This is a genomic window from Bordetella genomosp. 6, from assembly GCF_002119705.1.
Taxonomy (GTDB): domain Bacteria; phylum Pseudomonadota; class Gammaproteobacteria; order Burkholderiales; family Burkholderiaceae_B; genus Bordetella; species Bordetella bronchiseptica_F.
This window is the reverse complement of record NZ_CP021107.1, coordinates 1262031-1285384: the sequence shown is the minus strand read 5'-3', so window position 1 is coordinate 1285384 and position 23354 is coordinate 1262031. Positions and strand designations below refer to the sequence as shown.

At 67.0% G+C, this 23354-nt stretch carries 23 protein-coding genes; 15 read left to right on the top strand and 8 right to left on the bottom strand.

The annotated features are described in order from the left end of the window. Positions 1 to 19: 19 nt before the first annotated feature. Positions 20 to 2233: a RelA/SpoT family protein gene (locus tag CAL11_RS06110; protein ID WP_033463181.1), complete on the bottom strand. Its 2214-nt coding sequence runs from the start codon at positions 2231 to 2233 to the stop codon at positions 20 to 22. A gap of 83 nt (positions 2234 to 2316) precedes the next feature. On the opposite strand from CAL11_RS06110, the gene CAL11_RS06105 reads away from it, so the two are divergent. The 3 genes from CAL11_RS06105 (at position 2317) to CAL11_RS06095 (ending at position 4949) form a co-directional block, all read left to right on the top strand. Then, entirely contained in the window at positions 2317 to 3150 is an 834-nt protein-coding gene (locus CAL11_RS06105) for a zinc-dependent peptidase (RefSeq protein WP_033463183.1), read from the top strand. Further along, on the top strand, positions 3147 to 3656 hold the full coding sequence (locus CAL11_RS06100) for an NAD(P)H-dependent oxidoreductase (RefSeq protein ID WP_033463186.1): 510 nt from the start codon (positions 3147 to 3149) through the stop codon (positions 3654 to 3656). Before CAL11_RS06105 ends, CAL11_RS06100 begins: the two co-directional genes overlap by 4 nt. A 309-nt stretch (positions 3657 to 3965) precedes the next feature. Further along, positions 3966 to 4949: an IS110 family transposase gene (locus tag CAL11_RS06095; protein ID WP_157668840.1), complete on the top strand. Its 984-nt coding sequence runs from the start codon at positions 3966 to 3968 to the stop codon at positions 4947 to 4949. Positions 4950 to 4993: 44 nt separating this feature from the next. On the opposite strand, the gene CAL11_RS06090 is transcribed toward CAL11_RS06095, so the two are convergent. Both CAL11_RS06090 and pncB read right to left on the bottom strand, forming a co-directional pair. Beyond that, complete coding sequence (locus CAL11_RS06090; protein WP_033463188.1) at positions 4994 to 5344, bottom strand: RidA family protein; 351 nt, start codon at positions 5342 to 5344, stop codon at positions 4994 to 4996. Positions 5345 to 5394: 50 nt separating this feature from the next. Further along, positions 5395 to 6570, bottom strand: a complete 1176-nt coding sequence (pncB, locus tag CAL11_RS06085) for a nicotinate phosphoribosyltransferase (protein ID WP_167382453.1) — start codon at positions 6568 to 6570, stop codon at positions 5395 to 5397. Positions 6571 to 6736: 166 nt separating this feature from the next. Between pncB and fdxA the strand changes: the two genes are divergently transcribed. The 12 genes from fdxA (at position 6737) to CAL11_RS06025 (ending at position 17539) form a co-directional block, all read left to right on the top strand. Next, on the top strand, positions 6737 to 7060 hold the full coding sequence (fdxA, locus tag CAL11_RS06080; protein WP_010931551.1) for a ferredoxin FdxA: 324 nt from the start codon (positions 6737 to 6739) through the stop codon (positions 7058 to 7060). 45 nt (positions 7061 to 7105) lie between these two features. Beyond that, a complete protein-coding gene (locus tag CAL11_RS06075; protein ID WP_068926844.1) occupies positions 7106 to 7903 on the top strand; it encodes a ferredoxin--NADP reductase in 798 nt (265 codons plus the stop codon). Positions 7904 to 8048: 145 nt separating this feature from the next. After that, positions 8049 to 9275 carry a polyhydroxyalkanoate depolymerase gene (locus CAL11_RS06070; protein WP_086092417.1) on the top strand — a complete coding sequence of 409 codons (1227 nt, stop codon included), beginning with the start codon at positions 8049 to 8051 and terminating at the stop codon, positions 9273 to 9275. A 57-nt stretch (positions 9276 to 9332) separates the two neighbouring features. Then, a complete protein-coding gene (rsxB, locus tag CAL11_RS06065; RefSeq protein WP_086092416.1) occupies positions 9333 to 9974 on the top strand; it encodes an electron transport complex subunit RsxB in 642 nt (213 codons plus the stop codon). Next, positions 9971 to 10606, top strand: a complete 636-nt coding sequence (gene nth / locus CAL11_RS06060; protein ID WP_086092415.1) for an endonuclease III — start codon at positions 9971 to 9973, stop codon at positions 10604 to 10606. The genes rsxB and nth overlap by 4 nt, the downstream gene beginning before the upstream one ends. Before the next feature lie 259 nt (positions 10607 to 10865). After that, complete coding sequence (locus CAL11_RS06055; protein ID WP_033463204.1) at positions 10866 to 11639, top strand: ABC transporter ATP-binding protein; 774 nt, start codon at positions 10866 to 10868, stop codon at positions 11637 to 11639. Continuing rightward, a complete protein-coding gene (locus CAL11_RS06050) occupies positions 11636 to 12346 on the top strand; it encodes an ABC transporter ATP-binding protein (RefSeq protein ID WP_086092414.1) in 711 nt (236 codons plus the stop codon). Before CAL11_RS06055 ends, CAL11_RS06050 begins: the two co-directional genes overlap by 4 nt. Before the next feature lie 58 nt (positions 12347 to 12404). After that, positions 12405 to 13619 (top strand): ABC transporter substrate-binding protein, encoded by a 1215-nt coding sequence (locus CAL11_RS06045; RefSeq protein ID WP_004566398.1) that lies wholly within the window; start codon positions 12405 to 12407, stop codon positions 13617 to 13619. A gap of 91 nt (positions 13620 to 13710) precedes the next feature. Further along, positions 13711 to 14598, top strand: coding sequence for a branched-chain amino acid ABC transporter permease (locus tag CAL11_RS06040; RefSeq protein WP_033463208.1), 888 nt, complete (start codon positions 13711 to 13713; stop codon positions 14596 to 14598). Then, positions 14595 to 15575 carry a branched-chain amino acid ABC transporter permease gene (locus CAL11_RS06035; RefSeq protein ID WP_033463210.1) on the top strand — a complete coding sequence of 327 codons (981 nt, stop codon included), beginning with the start codon at positions 14595 to 14597 and terminating at the stop codon, positions 15573 to 15575. The genes CAL11_RS06040 and CAL11_RS06035 overlap by 4 nt, the downstream gene beginning before the upstream one ends. A 94-nt stretch (positions 15576 to 15669) precedes the next feature. After that, positions 15670 to 16668, top strand: a complete 999-nt coding sequence (locus CAL11_RS06030; protein ID WP_086092413.1) for an ABC transporter substrate-binding protein — start codon at positions 15670 to 15672, stop codon at positions 16666 to 16668. 31 nt (positions 16669 to 16699) lie between these two features. Further along, positions 16700 to 17539 carry a branched-chain amino acid aminotransferase gene (locus tag CAL11_RS06025; protein ID WP_033463214.1) on the top strand — a complete coding sequence of 280 codons (840 nt, stop codon included), beginning with the start codon at positions 16700 to 16702 and terminating at the stop codon, positions 17537 to 17539. A gap of 45 nt (positions 17540 to 17584) precedes the next feature. Here the strand turns inward: CAL11_RS06025 and CAL11_RS06020 are convergent, their stop codons facing one another. From CAL11_RS06020 to CAL11_RS06000, 5 genes are all read right to left on the bottom strand, one after another. Then, on the bottom strand, positions 17585 to 18337 hold the full coding sequence (locus CAL11_RS06020) for an ABC transporter ATP-binding protein (protein ID WP_033463217.1): 753 nt from the start codon (positions 18335 to 18337) through the stop codon (positions 17585 to 17587). Continuing rightward, positions 18334 to 20172, bottom strand: a complete 1839-nt coding sequence (locus tag CAL11_RS06015) for a branched-chain amino acid ABC transporter ATP-binding protein/permease (protein ID WP_086092412.1) — start codon at positions 20170 to 20172, stop codon at positions 18334 to 18336. The genes CAL11_RS06020 and CAL11_RS06015 overlap by 4 nt, the downstream gene beginning before the upstream one ends. A gap of 5 nt (positions 20173 to 20177) precedes the next feature. Then, positions 20178 to 21215, bottom strand: a complete 1038-nt coding sequence (locus CAL11_RS06010) for a branched-chain amino acid ABC transporter permease (protein WP_033463219.1) — start codon at positions 21213 to 21215, stop codon at positions 20178 to 20180. Between the two features lie 161 nt (positions 21216 to 21376). After that, a complete protein-coding gene (locus CAL11_RS06005; protein WP_033463221.1) occupies positions 21377 to 22540 on the bottom strand; it encodes an ABC transporter substrate-binding protein in 1164 nt (387 codons plus the stop codon). 233 nt (positions 22541 to 22773) lie between these two features. Beyond that, positions 22774 to 23331, bottom strand: coding sequence for a biotin transporter BioY (locus CAL11_RS06000; protein WP_033463223.1), 558 nt, complete (start codon positions 23329 to 23331; stop codon positions 22774 to 22776). Positions 23332 to 23354 lie beyond the last annotated feature (23 nt).

Sequence of the window (23354 nt, the reverse complement as noted above, 5' to 3'; positions counted from 1 at the left end):
CGCCATCGCGGCCCGCCGTTCAGCGGCGCGCCGCCGACGTGACCCCGGCCACCTCGCCCAGGGCATCGAGCGCCTTGTGCAGCGACTCGCCGCCGCGCACCTCCACCGTGAACACCATGTGCGCCAGCGACTGGCGGCTCTGCGTGTTCACGCCGACCACGTTGAGCCGCTGACGCGCGAACACTTCCGAGAGGTCGCGCAGCAGGCCCGGCCGATCCTGGGCGCGCACGCTGATATCGACCGGGTAGAACGAGTCGCTGGTCTTGCCCCAGGCGACCTCGATGATCCGCTCCGGCTCGCGCTCGGCCAGCGCCTTGTAGCTCGGGCAATCGGCTCGATGGATCGAGACCCCGCGCCCGCGCGTCACGAAGCCGGCGATCTCGTCCGGCGGCGCGGGCCGGCAGCAGCGCGCCAGCTGGGTCAGCAGGGACCCCACGCCCACCACCAGCACGCCGCTCTTGCCGCTTTTCTCGGCGCTGTCGGCGCTACGCGCGTGCGCGAGCGCGGCCGGCTCGGGTTCGGCCACGGGCGCCGGCTGCTGGAATACCGTGTCGATCTGGCGCAGGCTGAACTCGTCCTTGGCGGCGGCGACATACAGGTCGTCGGCGCGCGCGAAGCCCAGGCCCTGGGCCAATTGCTCCAGGTTGACCGCCGTCTTGCCCAGGCGTTGCAACTCTTTCTCGACCAGCGCCTGCCCCTGGGTGATGCGCTGCTGCAGCTCGATGGCGTTGAACCACATGCGCACCTTGGCCCGCGCGCGCGGGCTGGCCAGGTAGCCCAGCTGAGTATTGAGCCAGTCGCGCGACGGGCCGCCCGACTTGGCCGCGATGATTTCGACGGTCTGGCCGGTGGCCAGGCGGGTGTTCAGCGGCACCATCTGGCCGTCCACCCGCGCCCCGCGGCAGCGGTGCCCCAGGTCGGTATGCAGGTGGTAGGCGAAATCGACCGGCGTGGCGCCGGCAGGCAATTCGATCACCCTGGCCTGTGGCGTGAGCACGTAGATGCGCTGGTCGGCGCGCCGCCCGGCCTCGCCCTCCGCCTCGACGTCGCTGTTCCAGGCCAGCAGCTGGCGCATCCAGGACAGCTGGCGGTCGTACTCGCTGGAGGCGGCCACCTGGCCGCCGCGCGCGCCGGCCTCCTTGTAGCGCCAGTGCGCCGCCATCCCGTATTCGGCGAACTGGTGCATCTCGCGAGTACGGATCTGGACCTCGAAAGCGCGCCCCTGCGCGTCGGTCACCACCGTGTGCAGCGAACGATAGCCATTGGGCTTGGGGCGCGAGATGTAGTCGTCGAATTCCTCGGGCAGCGGCGTCCACATCTCGTGCACCAGCCCCAGCGCGGCATAGCAGGCGCGCACGTCGTCGACGATGATGCGCAGGGCGCGCAGATCGTACATCTGGCTGAAATCCAGCCCCTTCAGGCGCATCTTGTTCCAGATGCTGTAGATGTGCTTGGGCCGTCCGCTCACCTCGGCGGCCACGCCGGCGCGCGCCAGCGCGGCCTGCATGCGGGCGATGGCCTCGGTGATGAAGGCTTCGCGCTCGACCCGCTTTTCCTCCAGCAGGCGCGCAATCTGCTTGTAGCGCTCGGGCTCGAGGAAGCGGAACGCCAGGTCTTCCATCTCCCACTTGAGCTGCCAGATGCCCAGGCGGTTGGCCAGCGGCGTATACAGGTCCAGGGTCTCGCGCGCGAAACCGGCCGCGCACGGCGTCTTGGTCTCGGCGTGCCAGCGCAGGCTCTGCAGCCGCGACGCCAGGCGCATCAGCACGATGCGCAGGTCGGCCGCCATGGCCAGCAGCATCTTGCGCTGCATTTCCTTCTGGGAGCCGCTTTCGGCCTCGCTGTCGCTGGCATGGCGCGCCACGATGCCCAGCCGCAGCAGGGCGCGCGCGCCCTGCACCAGCCGCGCCACCTCGACGCCGAACTCGCTGGCCACCGGGTCGTTGCGCAGGGCGGGCGCGGGCGCGTTCAGGTCCGCCGGCAACGAGGCCAGCACCGCGGCCACGCGAGTGGCCTGGTCGGTATGCAGGCTGGCCAGGATGCGCACCGCGCCGGCGGCATGGCTGGCCAGCGGCTCGCCGGTCAGCGCCTTCTGCGCCTCGAAGCGCGGCCAGGCCCAGGCCGCCGCGTGCGCCAGCTGCCGCTGGCCGGCATCGTCCAGCCCGGCGGCGGCCAACTGGCGCCAGGCATCGTCGAACGGCGTAGGCGTATCTGGAGCGGGCGTAGCGGACATTGCGAACGGGACGAGCGTACTCGGGTCAATTTTTCCTACACTCTACACTAACGCCAAGAGGCATTTCCAAGGAACTCCAAGTCATGTTGCGATGGCTACGCGGCCGGGGCGCCAAGGCGGGCGAAGTAGCCGCCATGCAGGCCCGCATCCCGCCCGACCTGTGGCGGCGGGTGCTGCACGCCTACCCGTTCCTGGCGGCCCTGTCCGAGGCCGAGCGGCAGGCCCTGCAGGCGCGCGCGGCATGGCTGCTGGCCAGCAAGAACATCAACGGCGCGCACGGGCTGGAAATAACCGATTTCATGCGCCTGTCGGTCGCCGCGCAGGCCGCCCTGCCGGTATTGAACCTGTCGCCCACCCTGTACGAAGGCTGGGACGAAATCATCATCTACCCGGCCGGCTTCTCGATCCCGCGCGAGCGCATGGATGAGGACGGCGTCATGCACGAATACATCGAGGAGGCCGTCGGCGAAGCCTGGGAAGGCGGGCCGGTGATCCTCTCGTGGAGCGATGCGGCGGGCTCCGACGGCGCCTTCAATGTGGTCATCCACGAATTCGCGCACAAGCTGGACCTGCTGGCGGGCCAGGCCGACGGGATGCCGGCGCTGGCGGCCCACCCGGACATCGACCCGCGCCAATGGCGCCGCGTGCTGGAAGACAGCCTGGACCGTTTTGCCGCCGCCGTCGAGGCCGTCGAACGCGCGATTCCGGCGCACGTCGATCCGGAGGGCCCGCAGGCCGACCCCTGGTACGCGCGCCTGCCGCTGGACCCCTACGCCGCCACCGACGAAGCCGAGTTCTTCGCGGTGAGTTCGGAACACTTCTTCGTCGAGCCCGAACCCCTGGCCGACGCCCTGCCGCAGTGGTACGCCCTGCTGCGCGCCTACTATCGCCAGGATCCCCTGGCCCGACTGGCATGAAGACCTTGCTCATCGCCTGGCATTCGCGCACCGGCGCGGCGCGGCAGATGGCGCAGGCGCTGGAGCGCGGCGCGCTGGACGCCGCCCAGGCGCTGGAACAGCCCGGCCAGTTGCGCGTGCGGCGGCAGGCGGCCGCGCGCACCGACGCCGCGGCGCTGCTGGCCGCCGACGGCTATCTGTTCTGCGCGCCCGAGAACCTGGGCAGCCTCAGCGGCGCCATGAAGGAATGCTTCGATCGCTGCTATTACGGCGTGCTCGACCGCATCCAGGGGCGCCCGTACGGCGTGGCCATCAGCGCCGGCACCGACGGCGAAGGCGCGGCCCGGCAGGTCGAGCGCATCTGCACCGGCTGGCGCCTGCGCGCGGCCGCGCCGCCGCTGATCGCGCGCAGCGGCGCGCAAACGCCCGAGCAGATCGCCGCACCCAAGCAGGTGCCCGCCGATGTGCTGGCCCGCTGCGAGGAGCTTGGAGGCCTGCTGGCGGCCACGCTGCTGATGGGAAGTTGAGGCCGGGACGGCGAAAATCCCGGCAAGATGCAGGCATCGCGGCATCGGCCGATGCCGCGATGCCTGCGCCGTCCCGAGGCGCTCGGTGCCTTGTATCTTTCCTCCGGTGGTGATTAGCTATCACCACCGCGCGCCGATGACCGCGAGTTGGTGCCCAAAGCGAGGACTTTGTGGGACAGATAGCGGCTCGGTTGCGCACTGCTGGGCCGGCGAAACACTGGACGGTATCGTAGGGCGAGGACCCTGTATGTACAAGGCAAGTGGGCGCAGTGGCTGACAGCAGTTTGTTATCTGCAGGAGGCCAAGTCCATGTTTTTTATAGGTATTGATGTATCGAAGGCTAAGCTGGATTGCACGTTGCTGACGGCTCAGTCTGATAAGCGTAAGACCAAGGTGGCGGCCAACAGCGCCGCGGGCGTGAAGGCCCTGCTGGCGTGGTGCGCCAAACACGGCGCACAGCCAGCGCAGTTGCACGCCATCCTGGAGCCCACGGGGCTGTATCACGAGCAAGCGGCCACGGCGCTGCACGATGCCCAGGTCCGGGTCTCTTTGGTCAATCCCGCCCAGGCTCGGGACTTTGCCAAGGCCTTGGCGATGCGCTCCAAAAATGATGCGCTCGACAGCTACGTTCTGGCACGCTATGGACAGACGCTGAGCCCGGCGCTGTGGCACCCGGCGCCCTTGCATGCGCGCCAACTGCGCGCCTTGTTGACGCGACGCGAGGCGCTGGGCAAGGATCTGCTGCGTGAGCTCAATCGCAAGGAGAAGAGCCAGTTCAGCCCTTCGGCGCCCTTGGTCGATGGCTCCATCGACAAGGCCATCGCGTTTCTGCGCGAACAGCTCAAACAGATCGAGCGGGCGATCGAGCAGCACATCGACAACCACCCCGATCTCAAGCAAGACCGCGAGCTGCTGAACTCCATCCCCGCCGTCGGGCCTCAGGCCGGCAACGCCATCCTGGCCGTCATGCACAATCGGCGTATCGACTCCGCCCAGAGCCTGGCCGCCTACCTCGGGATTGTCCCCGTGCAGCGCCAATCCGGCAGCAGCCTGAACGGCCGCGCACGCCTGTCCAAAGCCGGCCCGGCCCAGGTGCGCGCCACGTTGTACATGGCGGCCCTGGTGGGCACCCGCCACAACCCCCACATCCGTGCTCTCTACCAGCGTCTGCTCAAAGCGGGAAAAAGCAAAAAGGCCGCGCTGGGCGCGGCCATGAGAAAACTGGTGCATCTGTGCTTCGGGGTCCTCAAAAACCGCATCCCCTATCAGCCCAATTACGCCATGAACGCTTGACGGCCAAGACGGTATCTGTCCCCGCGGGACAGGCACACCTGCTATCAGCCGATCGCGGCGGTGACCACGATCTCGACCTTGTAGTCGGGATTGGCCAGGCGCGCCTCGACCGTGGCGCGCGGGGGCGAATTGCCCGGAGCGACCCACGCGTCCCAGGCCTGGTTCATGCCGTCGAATTCCTTCATGTTGGCCACGAAAATCTGGGCCATGAGGATCTTGGTCTTGTCGGTGCCGGCCTCGGCCAGCAGACGGTCGATGGTGGCCAGCACCTGTGCGGTCTGGCCAGCCATGTCCAGCGAAGCGTCGTCGGGCACCTGGCCAGCCAGGTAGGCCACGCCGTTGTAGACGGCCATGTCGGACAGGCGCTTTTCCACGTTGAAGCGCTTAATGCTCATAAATCACCCCTGATGCATTGATTGGATGGGTTGGCGAAAACAGCCGGCCCTCAGGCCGGCGGAAGCTGGAACACCTGGCGCAGGTAGGCCAGATAGGCGGGATCGTCGCACATCGTCTTCTCGGGCGCATCCGATACCTTGGCGACCGGTTGCCCATTGCAGCGCACCATCTTCATGACGATCTGCAGGGGCTCGTGCCCGAGGTCGTTGGTCAGGTTGGTGCCGATGCCGAACGACACCTTGCAGCGGCCGGCGAACTGGCGCGCCAGCTCGATGGCGCGCGGAAATGTCAGCGAATCCGAGAACACCAGCGTCTTGGCGCGCGGATCCGCGCGATTGGCGCGATAGTGCTCGAGCAGCCGCTCGCCCCACACGAACGGATCGCCCGAATCGTGGCGCGCGCCGTCGAACAGTTTGCAGAAGTACATGTCGAAGTCGCGCAGGAAGGCATCCATGCCATAGACGTCCGACAGGGCGATGCCGAGATCGCCGCGGTATTCCTTGGCCCAGACTTCCAGCGCGAACACCTGGGAGTCGCGCAGCCGCGGCCCCAGCGCCTGGCAGGCCTGCAGATACTCGTGGCCCATGGTGCCCAGCGGCAGCACGCCATGCCGCATGGCCAGCAGCACGTTGCTGGTGCCGGCGAAATGCACCCCCATGCGCGCCTTCATGGTCGAGACGATTTCTTCGTGCCAGACTTTAGAGAAGCGCCGCCGGGTGCCGTATTCCGCGACCCGGAAATCGGCCAGCGCGGGGTCGTCGAGCACCAGGTTCATCTTCGACTGCAGGCGCTTGCGGCCTTCCTCCCAATCGGGATTCTTGCGCGTATTACGAAAATAGACTTCGTTGACGATGGCCAGCACCGGTATTTCGAACAATATCGTGTGCAGCCATGGCCCCTTGACCGTGATGGATATTTCGCCCGGCTGCTCGCCCTCGCCGATGAATATGCAGCGCTCGGGCAAATGGAACAGGCCCAGGAAATCGACGAAATCGCTCTTGATGAAGCGCAGGCCGCGCAGATAATCCAGCTCCTCGCCGGTAAAGCGCAGCTGGCACAGTTCATGCACCTCGGCGCGTATTTCGTCGAGATAGGGCCGCAGATTGATGCCCGGAGTACGGCACTTGTAGCGATACTCGACCTGCGCGGCCGGAAAATGATGCAGCACGACCTGCATCATGCTGAATTTGTACAGGTCCGTGTCGAGCAGCGATGTGATGATCATGATGGCGCGAAACTGTTGCCGCGAAACGTTTCGGCACACCATAGCATACCGCGCGCCGGCGGGCCGGCCGCCACTACCGGCGCCAGGGTCTTGGTCGCCCCGCCGGCGCGCATTGGGTAAAATCGCTTCAATAATGCAACGGCCGCCCGGCACCCGGAGTTCCTGAATGACCCACGTAGTCACCGAAAACTGTATCAAGTGCAAGTACACCGATTGCGTGGATGTGTGCCCGGTGGACTGTTTTCGAGAGGGTCCGAACTTCCTCGTGATCGACCCCGACGAATGCATCGACTGTGCGGTATGCATCCCGGAATGCCCGGCCAATGCCATTTACGCGGAAGAAGACGTGCCGCAGGACCAGGTCCCTTTCATTGCGCTCAACGTCGAGCTGTCGGCCGAGTTTCCCAGCATCAGCCGGGCCAAGAAGCCGCTCGAAGACGCCGACCAATGGAACGGGGTGCAGGACAAGCTGCAATACCTGGAAAAGTAACTTTCTGTCCGGTCCGCCGCTGCGCGGCCCGGCCGCGCCACGCCGATGACCGATACCAAGTACACGCGCCAGACCATCACCGCCGTCCAGACCTGGGTGCCGGGCAAACTGTTTTCGGTGCGCGTCACCCGTGACCCCGACTTCATTTTCCAGGCCGGCCAGTTCGCCCGGGTAGGCCTGCCCGAGGGCGACGACCCGCGGGCCGAACCCAGCGTATGGCGCGCCTACTCCATGGTGTCCGCCCCCGACGAGCCCTGGCTGGAGTTCTATTCCATCGTGGTCCCCGAGGGCCAGTTCAGCCCCCGCATGGCGCGCCTGCAGCCCGGCGACGCCCTCTATGTGGAAAAGAAGCCGTTCGGCTTCCTGACGATAGACCGCTTCGCCCCGGGTGGCGACCTTTGGCTGCTGGCCTCCGGCACGGGCCTGTCGGCCTACCTGTCCATGTTGCGCGACCCGGCCACCTGGCGCGCCTTCGACCGCATCATCCTCGTGCACGGAGTGCGCAGCGCCGAGGAACTGGCCTATCGCGACGAAATCGAGCAATGGCGCGGCCAGCCCGCGTTCGCCCCCTATTTCGAGGCCGACCCGCGCAAGCTGATCTACCTGCCGATCGCCACGCGCGAGACCCTGCCCGGCATGCCCCAGGCCCGCCTGACCACCCTGATCGCCGACGGACGGCTCGAACAGCTGGCGGGCCAGCCGCTGGACCCGCAGCGCGCCAAGATCATGCTGTGCGGCAACCCGGCCATGCTGGCCGATGCCCGCAAGCTGCTGGGCGAACGCGGTTTCGCCCCCGGCCGGCGCGGCATCCCCGGCAACCTGGCGGTCGAAAACTACTGGTAATCCCCCCTATGGCGGGGGGAATCCGCCATACGGGGGTCGCTTTTTCGCAACATTTGTGCGCCGAAGCCCTAATCTGAACAGACAGATTCAAAATATTGATATTTCTGGCGACAATAAGACGTCAGTCTTATTAGGTCATGTCGCGATGCTGTATCAATTGCACGAAATGCAGCGGGCGTTCCTGCGTCCCCTGGCGGCGTTCACCGACGCCAGCTCCCAGCTTTTCACCCACCCGTACAGCCCGCTGGCCTATATGCCCATGTCGCGCCAGCTCGCCGCCGGCTGCGAGCTGGTGCACCGCATCGGCAAGGAATACCAGAAGCCGGCCTGGAACCTGCCGGCCACCGAGATCCAGGGCAAGCGCGTCGCCGTGATCGAAGCCGTCGTGCTCGACAAGCCGTTCTGCCGGCTGGTGCATTTCCAGCGCGACGTCCGCCGCACGGCCGGCCGCGCCGATCCGCGCGTACTGCTGGTGGCCCCGCTGTCGGGCCACCATGCCACGCTGTTGCGCGACACCGTGCGCGCGCTGCTGCCGGCCCACGACGTCTACGTCACCGACTGGGTCGATGCGCGCATGGTGCCGCAGGACGCCGGCCCGTTCCATCTCGACGACTACGTCCGCTACGTCCAGGCATTCCTGCGCCACCTGGGCCCCGACACCCACGTCATCTCGGTCTGCCAGCCCACCGTGCCGGTGCTGGCCGCCATATCGCTGATGGCCTCGGCCAACGACCCCTGCCAGCCGCGCAGCATGGTGATGATGGGCGGGCCGATCGATCCGCGCGAGTCGCCCACCCAGGTCAACCGGCTGGCCACCACCAAGCCGTATGCCTGGTTCGAGAGCCAGCTGATCCATGCGGTGCCGGCGCCCTATCCCGGCGCGGGCCGGCGCGTGTACCCCGGCTTCCTGCAGCACGCCGGGTTCATGGCCATGAATCCCGACCGCCACCTGAAGTCGCACTACGACTTCTACCTCGACCTGCTGCGCGGCGATGACGGCGACGCCGAAGCGCACCGCCGTTTCTACGACGAATACAACGCGGTGCTCGACATGCCGGCCGAGTTCTACCTGGACACCATCCGTACCGTGTTCCAGGAGTTCCGGCTGCCCGGCGGCACCTGGGAAGTCGACGGGCAACTCGTGCGGCCCGCCGACATCCGCAAGACATCGCTGCTGACCGTCGAGGGCGAGCTGGACGATATTTCCGGCCAGGGCCAGACGCGCGCGGCCATCAAGCTGTGCAGCGGCATCCCCGCCGCGCGCAAGAGCCATTACACCGCGGTCGGCTGCGGCCATTACGGCATTTTCTCCGGACGGCGGTGGCGCGAACTGATCTGTCCTAAAATCGCCGCATTCATCCGCCAATCCTGATGCGGCCGCGCGCGCTCCCTGCAACGGGCCGCCTGGCCCGTTTCTGCTTTTTACGCCATGTCTTCCTGTAGTTCGCTGGTCGACCGTATCGACGCCCTGCTGCCGCAGACGCAGTGCACGAAGTGCGGCTACGACGGTTGCCGGCCCTATGCGCAGGCCATCGCCGACGGCGCCGCGGCCATCAACCGCTGCCCGCCCGGCGACGAGGCCGGCATCGCGGCGCTGGCGGCCCTGCTCGACACGCCGCCGCTGCCGCTGGACCGCGCGCGCGGCCAACCGGGACCGCTGCTGGTGGCGGTCATCGACGAGGCCCATTGCATCGGCTGCACCCTGTGCATACGCGCCTGCCCGGTCGATGCCATCGTCGGCGCCAACAAGCGCATGCATACGGTGCTGGCCGACTGGTGCACCGGGTGCGACCTGTGCGTGGCGCCTTGCCCGGTCGATTGCATCGAGATGCGCCCGGCCGCGCGCGCGTGGTCCGAGGCCGACGCGCACGCCGCGCGCCAGCGCCATCAGCAACGCCAGGCGCGGGTGCGGCGCGAAACGGCCGCCAACGAACGGCTGATGGCCGCGACCACCGAGCCGGCCATCCCGCCCGCCGCGACCGAAAGCGCCGAGGATGCCGCCCGCAAACGTTCCACCATCGAGGCGGCGCTGGCCCGCGCCCGCGCCCGCCGCTCTGCCCAGCGCCCATGAACGCCGTCAAACGCCGCGAGATCTTCGCCCGCCTGCAAGCCGCCAACCCCAAACCCACCACCGAGCTCGAATACGACACGCCATTCCAGCTGCTGATCGCCGTGCTGCTGTCGGCCCAGGCCACCGACAAGTCGGTCAACCTGGCCACGCGCAAATTCTTCCCGCGCCACGGCACGCCGCAAGCCATGCTGGCGCTGGGCGAGGAAGGGCTGGCCGAGTACATCAAGACCATCGGCCTGTACCGCACCAAGGCCAAGAACGCCATCGCCACCTGTCGCCTGCTGCTGGAACGCCACGGCGGCGAAGTGCCGCAAAGCCGCGAAGCGCTGGAGGCCCTGCCCGGCGTGGGCCGCAAGACCGCCAACGTGGTGCTCAATACCGCCTTCGGCGAAGCCACCATCGCGGTCGACACGCACATCTTCCGCGTCTCCAACCGCACCGGCATCGCCCCCGGCAAGAACGTGCTGGAAGTCGAGCGCAAGCTGGAGAAAGTGGTGCCGCGCGAATACCTGCTGGACGCCCATCATTGGCTCATCCTGCACGGCCGCTACGTGTGCGTGGCGCGCAAGCCCAAGTGCCCGCAGTGCGGCATCTCGGATCTGTGCGAATACAAGCTGAAAACCAAGGCCTGAGCGCCGCGCGCCAGGCCCGCCGCTTGCTGCTGCGTACGACGCCGGGCCGGCCGCGGATAACCCCTGCGCCGTCGTGGAAAACACCGTGAAAACCCTTGTTCCTGAAGCGTTTTGACGGATTTCTTACTGCTGTTTGTCGGCTGCTTGACAATCAAGCATGCGGCGGCGCAAAACCTATGAAAAACCCTCATGGCAATTTGATAACCGGGTCCGCATACTCGCCGCAACTCTTAGAAAAAAACAAAGCGGATGCGGCGCAATGGATGACACGATCCTGGAGACAAAGGGCCTGACCAAGGAGTTCCGCGGCTTTGTCGCGGTCAACGGGGTCGATCTGCGTGTCAAGCGCGGCCAGATCCACGCACTGATCGGTCCCAACGGCGCCGGCAAGACCACCTGCTTCAACCTGCTGACCAAATTCCTGGCGCCCACCTCGGGCACCATCGTCTTCAACAGCCGCGACATCACTCGCGAGCGGCCGGCCCAGATCGCGCGGCGCGGCATCATCCGTTCGTTCCAGATCTCGGCGGTCTTCCCGCGCCTGACCGTACTGGAAAACGTGCGCCTGGGCCTGCAGCGCAAGACCGGGCTGTCGTTCCAGTTCTGGCGCAGCGAGCGGCAGCTGGCCGCGCTGAACCAGCCGGCGCTGCGCCTGCTCGAGGAAGTCGACCTGGCCTCCTTCGCCAATGAACTGACGGTCAACCTGCCTTACGGTCGCAAGCGCGCGCTGGAGATCGCCACCACGCTGGCGATGGAACCCGAGCTGATGCTGCTGGACGAACCCACCCAGGGCATGGGCCACGAGGACGTCGCCCGCGTGACGCAATTGATCAAGCGCGTCAGCGCGGGCCGCACCATCCTGATGGTCGAGCACAACATGAACGTGGTGTCCTCGATCGCCGACACGATCACGGTACTGGCGCGCGGCGCGGTGCTGGCCGAAGGCCCCTACGCCGAGGTCTCGCGCCATCCCGCCGTGATGCAGGCATACATGGGCACCACCAACGGCGAACTGCAAGGAGCGCACGCATGAGTATCCCCGCTCTCGAAATCGCGGGCCTGCAGGCCTGGTACGGGGAATCGCATATCCTGCACGGCGTGGACATGCAGGTCGGCCAGGGCGAAGTGGTCACGCTGCTCGGCCGCAACGGCGCCGGCCGCACCACCACGCTGCGCGCCATCCTCGGCCTGACCGGCGCGCGCCAGGGATCGGTGCGCATCCATGGCACCGAATCGATCGACCTGCCCACCTACAAGATCGCGCACCTGGGCGTGGGCTATTGCCCGGAAGAACGAGGCATCTTCGCCAGCCTCTCGTGCGAGGAGAACCTGCTGCTGCCGCCGCCGGTCGGCGCGCTGGGCGGCGGCATGTCGCTGACAGAAATCTACGACATGTTCCCCAACCTGCACGAACGCCGCAACTCGCCCGGCACCCGCCTGTCGGGTGGCGAACAGCAGATGCTGGCGGTGGCCCGCATTCTGCGCACCGGCGCGAACCTCCTGCTGCTCGACGAGATCTCCGAAGGATTGGCGCCGGTGATCGTGCAGGCCCTGGCGCGCATGATCACCGCGCTCAAGGAGCGCGGCTACACCATCGTCATGGTGGAGCAGAATTTCCACTTCGCCGCGCCGCTGGCCGACCGCTTCTACGTCATGGAGCACGGCCAGATCGTCGAACACTTCGAAGCCGCCGAACTGTCACGGAAACAGGGCACGCTCAACGAACTGCTGGGCGTGTAGAAAACCAGCCTGTCACCCGCCGTATCACGGCACCCCACACAGGAAGAGGAGTCATCCCATGAAGCTGCACAAGATCACTGTTGCACTGGCCGTGGCTGGCCTGGGATTCGCCGGGCTACCCGCCCAGGCTCAAGGCATCTCCGATGATGTCATCCGCATCGGTTTCATCACCGACATGTCCGGGGTCTACTCGGACATCGACGGCAAGGCGGGCGTGGAAGCGATCCGCATGGCCATCGAGGACGCCGGCGGCGCCATCAATGGCAAGAAGATAGAACTGGTGTCGGCCGACCACCAGAACAAGGCCGACATCGCCTCGGCCCGCACGCGCGAATGGATCGACCAGCAGAAGGTCGACATGATCATCGGCGGCACCAACTCGTCGACCAGCCTGGCCATCGCGCAGGTGGCGGCCGAGAAGAAGAAGCCGTTCCTCGCCGTGGGCGCCGGGGCCTCCGACCTGACCAATGCCCAGTGCTCGCCCTACACCATCCACTACGCCTACGACACGGTCGCGCTGGCGCGCGGCACCGGCTCGGCGGTGGTGAAGGACGGCGGCAAGACCTGGTTCTTCCTGACCGCCGACTATGCGTTCGGCCATGCGCTGGAACGCGACACCGCCAACGTCGTCAAGGCCTCCGGCGGCGAGGTCAAGGGCCAGGTGCGCGCGCCGCTGGGCGCCTCCGATTTCTCGTCGTTCCTGCTGCAGGCGCAGGCTTCCGGCGCGCAGATCCTGGGCCTGGCCAACGCCGGCGGCGACACCATCAACTCGATCAAGGCCGCCAACGAGTTCGGCGTGACGGCGACCATGAAAATGGCCGGCCTGCTGGTCTTCATCAACGACATCCACTCGCTGGGCCTGGACGCCACCAAGGGCATGTACCTGACCGACGGCTGGTACTGGGACCAGAGCGACGCCTCGCGCGCCTGGGCCAAGAAGTTCGAGGACAAGATCGGGCGCAAGCCGTCGATGCTGCAGGCGGGCGACTACTCCGCCGCCATGTTCTACCTGAACGCCGTGAAGGCCACGGGTTCGGATGACGGCGACGCCACCATGAAGTGGATGAAGTCGAACAAGATCAACGACTTCTTCGCCCAGGGCGGATACGTGCGCGAGGACGGCCGCATGATCCACGACATGTACCTGATGAAGGTCAAGTCCAAGGAAGAGTCCAAGGGCCCGTGGGACTACTACAACGTGGTGGCCACGCTGCCGGGCGACGAGGTCTACACCAAGCTGTCCGAATCGACCTGCCCGCTGCTCAAGAAGTAACCTCCTGAAGGAACGCCACACGGCCTTGCTCATCCGGCAAGGCCGTGTCGCGACCGGACACGTCTACCCGTACGCGCAGGACTCATAACAGATGACAGATCTATTCGGCATACCCATTCAGGCACTGTTGGGGCAGTTGCTGCTGGGGCTGGTCAACGGCTCGTTCTATGCCATGCTCTCGCTGGGGCTGGCCGTGATTTTCGGTCTGTTGAACGTCATCAACTTCGCCCATGGCGCCCTGTACATGCTGGGCGCCTTCGTAGCCTGGATGGGCCTGTCCTATCTGGGACTCAACTACTGGATCATGCTGGTCCTGGCCCCGCTGGTGGTCGGCCTGTTCGGCATCCTGATCGAGAAGCTGCTGCTGCGGCACCTGTACAAGCTGGACCACCTGTACGGCCTGCTGCTGACCTTCGGCCTGACGCTGCTCATCGAAGGCCTGTTCCGCAGTTTCTACGGCGTATCCGGCCAGCCCTACCCCACGCCGCAGGCACTGCGCGGCGCCACCAACCTGGGATTCATGGTGCTGCCGAACTACCGCGCCTGGGTCGTCGTGGCCTCGATCACGGTATGCCTGGCGACCTGGTTCGTCATCGAACGCACCCGCCTGGGCGCGCTGCTGCGCGCCGGCACCGAGAATCCGCGCCTGGTGGAAGCCTTCGGCGTCAACGTGCCGCGCATGATCACGCTGACCTACGGCTTCGGCGTGGCGCTGGCCGGCTTCGCCGGCGTGCTGGCCGCGCCGGTGCTGCAGATTTCCCCCCTGATGGGCTCCAATCTCATCATCGTGGTGTTCGCCGTCGTGGTGATCGGCGGCATGGGATCGATCATGGGCGCCATCGTGACCGGCCTGGGGCTGGGCGTCATCGAGGGCCTGACCAAGGTATTCTGGCCCGAAGCGTCCAACACCGTCGTGTTCATCATCATGGCCATCGTGCTGCTGCTGCGCCCCGCCGGCCTGTTCGGGAAAGAAAAATGAATCGACAACTCCTGGGCTACGCCGCATTCGCCATCGTGGTTGGCATCCTGCCCTACGTGGGCGTGTATCCGATCTTCGCCATGAAGGTCATGTGCTACGCGCTGTTCGCCTGCGCCTTCAACCTGCTGCTGGGCTATACCGGACTGCTGTCGTTCGGCCACGCCGCCTTCCTGGGCAGCGCCGCCTACGCGGCCGGTCACGCGCTGAAGGTATGGGGCCTGCCGACCGAACTGGGCCTGGCCTTCGGGGTCGCGGTGGCGGCCCTGCTGGGGCTGGCCATGGGCGCGCTGGCCATACGCCGCAGCGGCATCTACTTCGCCATGATCACCCTGGCCCTGGCCCAGATGGTGTTCTTCTTCTTCCTGCAGGCCCATTTCACCGGCGGCGAGGATGGCCTGCAGGGCGTGCCGCGCGGCACGCTGCTGGGCACCATAGACCTGCGCGACGACCTGAACCTGTACTACGTGGTCATGGGCATCTTCGCGCTGGGCTATTTCGTGATCTGGCGCACCGTGCACTCGCCGTTCGGCCAGGTGCTCAAGGGGTTGCGCGAGAACGAGCCGCGCGCCATCTCGCTGGGCTACGACGTCGACCGCTTCAAGCTGGTCGCCTTCGTGCTGTCGGCCGCCATCGCCGGCCTGGCCGGCGCCACCAAGACGCTGGTGTTCGTCTCGGCCACGCTGTCGGACGCAACCTGGCAAATGTCCGGGCTGGTCATCCTCATGACCCTGATCGGCGGCCTGGGCACGCTGACCGGCCCGATCCTGGGCGCCTTCATCGTCGTGCTGCTGGAGAACAAGGTCGGGGACTTCGGCCAGATGCTCACGCGCCTGACCGGGCTGGACTGGTTCCTGCGCCTGGGCGAGTCGGTCACCATCGTCATCGGACTGATCTTCGTGGTGTGCGTGATGGCGTTCCGGCGCGGCATCGTGGGTGAACTGGTCGCGCTGCGCGAACGCCGGCAGGCACGCACCTGAGCGCGCCTGCTGGGCAGGCCTGCCCGTGACGCCGTAGAATCGAACGGGTCTGGCGCCGGTCCGACGGGCCGCGTCCCCACTTCGAGGTACCCACATGCACGCCCCGCGTATTGTCCGCAAGGCGCTGGCCACCCTGGCCAGCGTCGCCGCCCTGGCCTGCGCCCCCACTGCCAGCGCTTGCGAAATCGATCGGCCGGTGCGCTTCAGCGGCCTGAACTGGGAATCCAACCTGGTCATGGTCGGCATCCAGCGCTTCATCCTGGAAAAGGGCTACGGCTGCAAGACCGCGATGGAGATCGGCGAGACCCTGCCCATGCTGGCGGCGCTGCAACGCGGCGATGTCGACGTCACGCCGGAAGTCTGGCCGGGGCAGATCGAAGGCGCCTGGAAAAAAGCCCTGGCTTCCGGCAAGGTGCTGGGCGTCGGCCATGTGTTCACGGCGGGCGAAGGCTGGTACGTGCCGCGCTATACCGTCGAACGCCACCCCGACCTCAGGCAGGCCGCCGACCTGCAACGCTACAAGAACATATTCATCGACCCGGAAGACCCCGCCAAGGGCCGCATCTACGGATGCCCGGCGGGCTGGGCCTGCGGCACGCTGAACGAGAACCTGCTCAAGGCGCTGCGGCTGGAGCGCGACTACAACCTGTTCGCGCCGGGCTCGGGCGCCGCGCAGAAGGCCGCCATCATGTCGGCCTACAAGCGCAAGCGCGATATCGTCTTCTACTACTGGACGCCCACGGCGCTGGTCGGCGCCCTGGACCTGGTCAAGCTGGAATTGCCGGCGTTCGACCAGGCCGCCTACACCTGCATGACCGATCCGAAGTGCGCCAAGCCCGTGGCCACCGAGTTCAAGCCCAACCCGGTGGTTACCGGCCTGAATGCCGACTTCGCCCGCCAGGCACCCGCCCTGCACCGCTTCTTCGAGGCCCTGACGGTTCCCGACGAGGCCATCGGCGCCACGCTGGGCTGGCTGGAAAACGAGAAGGCCGAAGCCGACGATGCCGCGCTGTACTTCCTGCGACAATATGGCGACGTCTGGAAAAAATGGGTGCCCGCCGATGTCGCGCAGCGCGTCCAGGCGGCGCTGTAGGCGCACCCCGATAACCAAGGAAGACCGCTGTATGGAAGCCCTTTACTGGTACGACGGCCAATGGCTGACCGAGAACCCCAAACTGCTCGGCCCGTCCGACCACGCATTCTGGATGGCCAGCATGGTGTTCGACGGCGCGCGCGCTTTCGCCGGCCTGACGCCCGACCTCGACCTGCACTGCCAGCGCGTGGTGCGCTCGGCCGAGAAAATGCTGATGAAGCCGGCGCTACCGTGGCAGCGGATCCAGGAGCTGTGCCTGGAAGCGGTGGCCAAGTTCCCCGCCGGCAGCGAACTCTACATCAAGCCGATGTTCTTCTGCGCCGACGGCTTCCTGCTGCCCGACGCCGAACGGACGCAGTTCGTACTGCATGTATTCAAGGTGCCGCTGCCCGGCGAACAAGGCTTCTCGGCCTGCTTCTCGAGTTTCGCGCGCTCCTGGCCCAACATGGCGCCCACCGACGCCAAGGCCTCGTGCCTGTACCCCAATGGCCAGCGCGCCATCCGCGAGGCCAACCTCAAGGGCTTCGACAACGCCATCATGCTCGACGGCGCCGGCCATATCGCGGAATTCGCCACCAGCAACCTGTGGATCGCGCGCAACGGCCGGATCGCCACGCCGGTGGACAACGGCACGTTCCTCAACGGGATTACGCGCCAGCGCGTGCTGGCGCTGCTGCGCGCCGATGGCGTGAACGTGGACGAGCGCGCCCTGACCCGCGCCGACGTCGAAGAGGCCGACGAAGTGTTCTCTACCGGCAACTACGGCAAGGTCGTGCACGTCAACCGGGTGGAAGATCGCAGCCTGTCGTATGGGCCGCTGGCTCGGCACGCCTATCGGCTGTACATGGACTACGCGGCGGGCGGGCGCTGACCTTCGCGCGCGCCGCTGGCGCGGCCCGGGCCGCGCCAGCCGCATTCAGTCCTGGGCGCCCTTGCCCAGCCCCAGGTAGCTCTCGATGACGCGCGGGTTGCCGGCCAGTTCGCGCGCCGGGCCGTGCAGCACGATTTCACCGGTCTCCAGCACATAGCCGTAATCGGCCACCTGCAACGCGGCGCGGGCGTTCTGCTCGACCAGCAGGATCGCCACGCCGGTTTCGCGCAGCCGCGCGATGATATGGAAAATCTCGCGCACGATGCGCGGCGCCAGCCCCAGGCTGGGTTCGTCGAGCATCAGCAGGCGCGGCTTGGCCATCAGCGCCCGGCCCACGGCCAGCATCTGGCGCTCGCCGCCGGACAGGGTGCCGGCCTGCTGCGCACGCCGCTCGCGCAAGCGCGGAAACAGATCGAACACTTCCTGCAGCGTATCGCGCCAGCCGCTCTCACGGGCGCGGTAACGCCGAAAACCGCCCAGCAGCAGATTGTCCTCGACCGACATGCTGCCGAACAGCTCGCGCCGCTCGGGCACCAGCGACATGCCGGCCGCGACGCGGCGCTCGACCTGCCAGCCAGACACGTCGGCGCCGGCATACTGCACCTGCCCGGCGGCATGCCCGGTCTGCGGCAGCGCGCCCATGACCGCATTGAGCATGGTCGACTTGCCGGCGCCGTTGGCGCCGATCACCGTCACGATGCTGCCGGCCGGCACCTGCAGGTCGGCCCCGCTCAGCGCGCCGACCTTGCCATAGCGGGCCGACAGCTGGCGTACTTCGAGAATGGGCGCCTGGCTCATTGCGCACCTCCGGCCGCCGCCGGCGCGCCCTGGCCGGCGTCGGGAAGATCGTCGTCGATACCGCCCAGGTAGGCTTCCAGCACCGCCGGGTTCTTCTGCACATCGGCGGGCACGCCCTCGGCCAGCTTGGTGCCGAAATCCATGACCACCAGGTGATTGGTCAGTCGCATCACAAAGTCCATGTCGTGTTCCACCAGCAGGATGCTCAGCCCCTCGGCGCGCAGCTGTTCCAGCACCTTGGCCAGTTCCTGCTTTTCCTTGTAGCGCAGGCCCGCGGCCGGTTCGTCGAGCAGCAGCAGCACCGGATCGCACGCCAGCGCGCGGGCGATTTCCAGGATGCGCTGCTGGCCCAGCGCCAGGTTGCCTGCCTGCTCGTACAGGTAATCGCCCAGCCCGACGCGCTGCAGCTGCTGCGCGGCTTCGTGCAGCAGCTGGGCCTCGCGGGCGCGCTCGCTGTGCAAGGCGCCCGACAGCACGCCCACATCCGAACGCATGTGCGCCCCCAGGGCCACGTTTTCCAGCACCGACATGGTCGGCAGCAGCTGCACGTGCTGAAACGTGCGGCCCACGCCGCGCTTGGCGATCTCGCGCGCCGAGCGGCCGTCGATGCGATCGCCCAGGAAGCGCACCTGGCCGCGCGTGGCCGGCAGCACGCCGCTGATCAGGTTGAAGGTCGTGCTCTTGCCGGCGCCGTTGGGGCCGATCAGGCCCATGATTTCGCCGGCGCGCACCTTGAACGTGATGTCGTTGACCGCCACCAGGCCGCCGAATTCCTTGCGGATGCGGTCGACTTCCAGCACCAGTTCGCCGGCCTGCGGCCGGGCGCGGTGCGGCAGCGCCGGCGCTTGCGGCGGCGGCGCCATGTTGCGCCGCGGGCCGGCGGCGCCGGTGATGCGCTCCCACCAGCCCGACAGGATGGGCCACAGGCCATTGCTGGCGTACTGCAGCACCAGGATCATCAGCACGCCGAAGAAGATCAGTTCGAAGTTGGCGTTGGTATCGAGCAGCTTGGGCAGGATGTTCTGCAACTGGTCCTTGATCCCCAGGATGACCGCCGAGCCCAGCAACGCGCCCCAGACATGGCCGGCGCCGCCGACCACCGCCATGAAGAGGTATTCGATGCCATAGTTCAGGCCGAACGGGCTGGGGCTGACCGCGCGCTGCATATGGGCGTACAGCCAGCCCGACAGGCAGGCCAGCAGCGCCGCCCACACGAAGATGACGATCTTGTAGATGCCGGTATTGACCCCCATCGACTCGGCCATGCCGGCGCCGCTCTTCAGGGCGCGGATGGCGCGGCCCGGACGCGAATCGAGCAGGTTGCGCGTGGCCCACAGCGCCAGCAGCACGAACACCCAGATCAGGTAGTAAATATGGCGCCCGCTGGCCAGCGACCAGCCGAACAGGCTGATGGGCTCGATGCCGGCGATGCCGTCATGCTTGCCCAGCCAGTCCAGGTTGCCGAACAGGTAATACAGCGAGAGCCCCCAGGCAATGGTGCCCAGCGGCAGATAGTGCCCCGACAGCCGCAGCGTGATCAGTCCCAGCAGGAACGCCACCACGGCCGTCACCAGCAGGCCGACCGGCAGCGCCAGCCAGGGCGAGATATCGTATTGCGTGGTGAGCAGCGCCGTGGTGTAGGCGCCCAGGCCCACGAAGGCCGCCTGGCCGAACGAGGTCAGGCCGCCCACGCCGGTCAGCAGCACCAGCCCCAGCGCCACCATGGCGGCCAGGCCGATGTAGTTCAGTTGGGTGATCCAGAATTCCGGCGTGGCCGACAGCAGCGGCAGGCCGGCCAGCACGACGATGAATGCGATAAGCAGGAAGCGGTTCATGGCGCTTATTCCTCTTCGTCCACATGACGGCTGCTGAACGAACGCCAGACCAGAACCGGGATGATCAGGGTGAACACGATGACTTCTTTGTACGAGCTGGCCCAGAACGAGGAGAAGGCCTCCAGGATGCCGACCAGCAAGGCGCCGGCCGCCGCCACCGGGTAGCTCACCAGGCCGCCGATGATGGCGCCCACGAAGCCCTTCAGACCGATCAGGAAGCCGGTGTCGTAGTACACGGTGGTGATGGGCGCGATCAGCATGCCCGACATGGCGCCGATGGACACCGCCAGGGTGAATGTCAGGCTGCCCGACATGGTGGTGCTGATGCCCACCAGGCGCGCGCCGCGCCGGTTCACCGCGGTGGCCCGCAGCGCGCGGCCATACAGCGTCTTGCCGAAGAACAGCCACAGCGCCACGATCAGCAGCGCGCAGGTGAGCACCACGAACAGGCTTTGCGCCGACCAGGTCGAGAACCCGAGGTCGACCTGCCCGCTGACGAATGCCGGCGTACGCCAGCCCTCGGCGCCGAAGAACACCAGCGCCAGCCCCATCAGCGCGAAGTGCACCGCCACCGATACGATCAGCAGCACCAGCACCGTGGCCTCGGCCAGCGGCTGGTAGACGATGCGGTAGACCATCGGTCCCATCGGGATCACCAGGGCCAGGGTCAGCAGCATGTTCAACCACAGCGACGTGCCCTGCGCCGCATAGCTGTTGGTCAGCCACAGCAGCGCCAGGGGCAGCGCCACGCAGCCGGCCAGCACCTTGGGCATGGCGCCCCACGCGCCGGTGCGCAGCGCGCGCACGAGTTCCAGCAACAGGCACACGCCACCCAGCAGGGGCAGCAGGTAGGCGGTGCCCGGCACTCGGCCGTCGACCAGCATGGCCAGCGTCAGGGCGCCGAAGGCGACGAACTCGCCCTGCGGAATGAAGATGACCCGCGTGACGGCGAAGACCAGTACCAGCGCCATGCCCAGCAGGGCATAAATGGCGCCGTTGACCACACCGTCTTGCAGCAGGATCAGCGCAATTGAAGAGTCCATCGAACCACTACCTTATGGGATTTCAGGTGCCCCGACCCCACCCGGGACACGGCACATACGACGCACCGGCCCTCAGGCCGGTGCGAGGTGAAGCTGGGGGAACGCACCGCCACGCCGTTCCGGCGTCGCCGCGCGGTGCCTCCCTTGAAGCCGACAGCGATTTACAGGTCGGGCTGGTACACCCACTTGCCGCCCTCGACCTTGACCATCACGCGCGAGCGCTCGTCGAAGCCGGCGTGGTCCGTGGCGCTCATATTGAACACGCCCTGCGAAGCGGGCAGGTTCTTGATGCCTTCCAGGGCGTCGCGCATGGCCGCGCGGAACTCCGGCGTGCCCGGCTTGGCGCCCGACTTCAGGGCCGTCGGCAGCGCGGCCACGATCAGCTGGCCGGCATCCCACATGTGGCCGCCGAAAGTGTTGGTCGAGCCGGCGCCATGCGCCTTTTCATAGGCCTGCGTGTACGCCAGCGCCGATTGCTTGACCGGATTGCTGTCGGGCAGTTGCGCGGCGACCAGCAAGGGGCCGGCCGGCAGCAGCATGCCGTCGCAATCCTTGCCGCACACGCGCAGCACGTCATTGTTGGCGGCGCCGTGGGTCTGGTAGATCACGCCGCCGTAGTTGCGCGCGCGCAGCTCCTTCTGGGGCAGGGCAGACGGCGTGCCGGCCCCCGCGATCAGGATCGCGTCAGGCTTGGCGCCCACCAGCTTGAGCACCTGGCCGGTCACGCTGGTATCGGTGCGGCCGTACTTCTCGACGGCGGTGATCTCGATGCCCTTGGCCTTGGCCGCGGCCTGCATCACGGCCAGCCAGCCGTCGCCGTAGGCGTCGGCGAAGCCGATGAAGCCCAGGGTCTTGATCTTGGCCTTGACCATGGCGTCGGCCAGGGCGCTGGCCATCAGGGCGTCGTTCTGCGGCGTCTTGAAGACCCAGCGGCGCTTGTCGTCCACCGGCTCGACGATCTTGGCGCTGGCGGCCACGCTGATCATCGGCACCTTGGCTTCGGCGGCCACGTCCACCATGGCCAGCGAACCTGGAGTGATCGAGGTGCCGACCAGCACGTCGACCTTGTCTTCCGAAGCCAGCTTGCGGGAGTTCTTCACGGCTTGCGTCGTATCGGTGGCGTCGTCGAGCACGATCCATTCGATCTTGGTGCCGTCGACTTCCTTGGGCAGCAAGGCCACCGTGTTGCGCTCGGGGATGCCGAGCGAGGCGGCCGGGCCGGTGGCGGCGATCGTCACGCCGACCTTGACCTGGGCGCTGGCAATCAGCGGCAGGCTGAGGGCAACAGCGGCCGCGACCGCGGACAAGCCGAAATGCTTGCGCATGTTTTGTCTCCTGTGTGAACCTGCCGGCGCGCCCGGGATGGAGCGCGGCAAGCCTGATTAAAGTTATACAGAAAAAAGAATTATAGGGTTAAAAGAGTATCAAATAACCACCCTGACCCCACCGGGATCAACCCTAATCCGGCGCCCGAAAATTTTCAAACGCGTTCGTTAATAGAAAATTTTTACCCGGGGCACCCGCAGTGTCTCTAAGGGGATTCCCTGGGAAAACGCCCTCAGCGCCCCAGCACCGGCCATACGCGCTCGACCCGCGAAGCCACCCAGGCCGCCACCGCCGCCTTGGCCAGGTCGCCCGGCAGGAACACCGCCACGGCCGCCCAGGCCTTGGCCATGCCCATCTGCGTGACGCTGGCCAGCCAGGGGACGCCGACGGCATAGACCACCACGATGCCGCCCAGCACGCAGGCCGCCACGTAGCCGGCCAGGCCGCGCCACGTACCGGCCGCGCGCAGGGCCAGGCGGCGCGCCAGCCAGCCCGTGACGCAGGCGCCGGCCACCATGCCCACCAGGAATCCCCCGGTCGGGCCGAAGAACACGCCCAGGCCGCCGCGTCCGCCCGGCAGCACCGGCAGGCCGATGGCCGCCAGCACCAGGTACAGCAGGCAGGCCAGCGCCCCACGCGATGGGCCCAGCATGGCGCCGGCCAGCATGGCCCCCAGCGTCTGCAGCGTCACCGGCACGGGAATCGCAGGCAGCGGAATCGGCGGCATCAGGCTCAACACCACGATCAGCGCCGCGAACAGCGCCACCAGAACCGTATCCTTGGTCGTCATCGGGCTTCTCCTTCGTATGGATG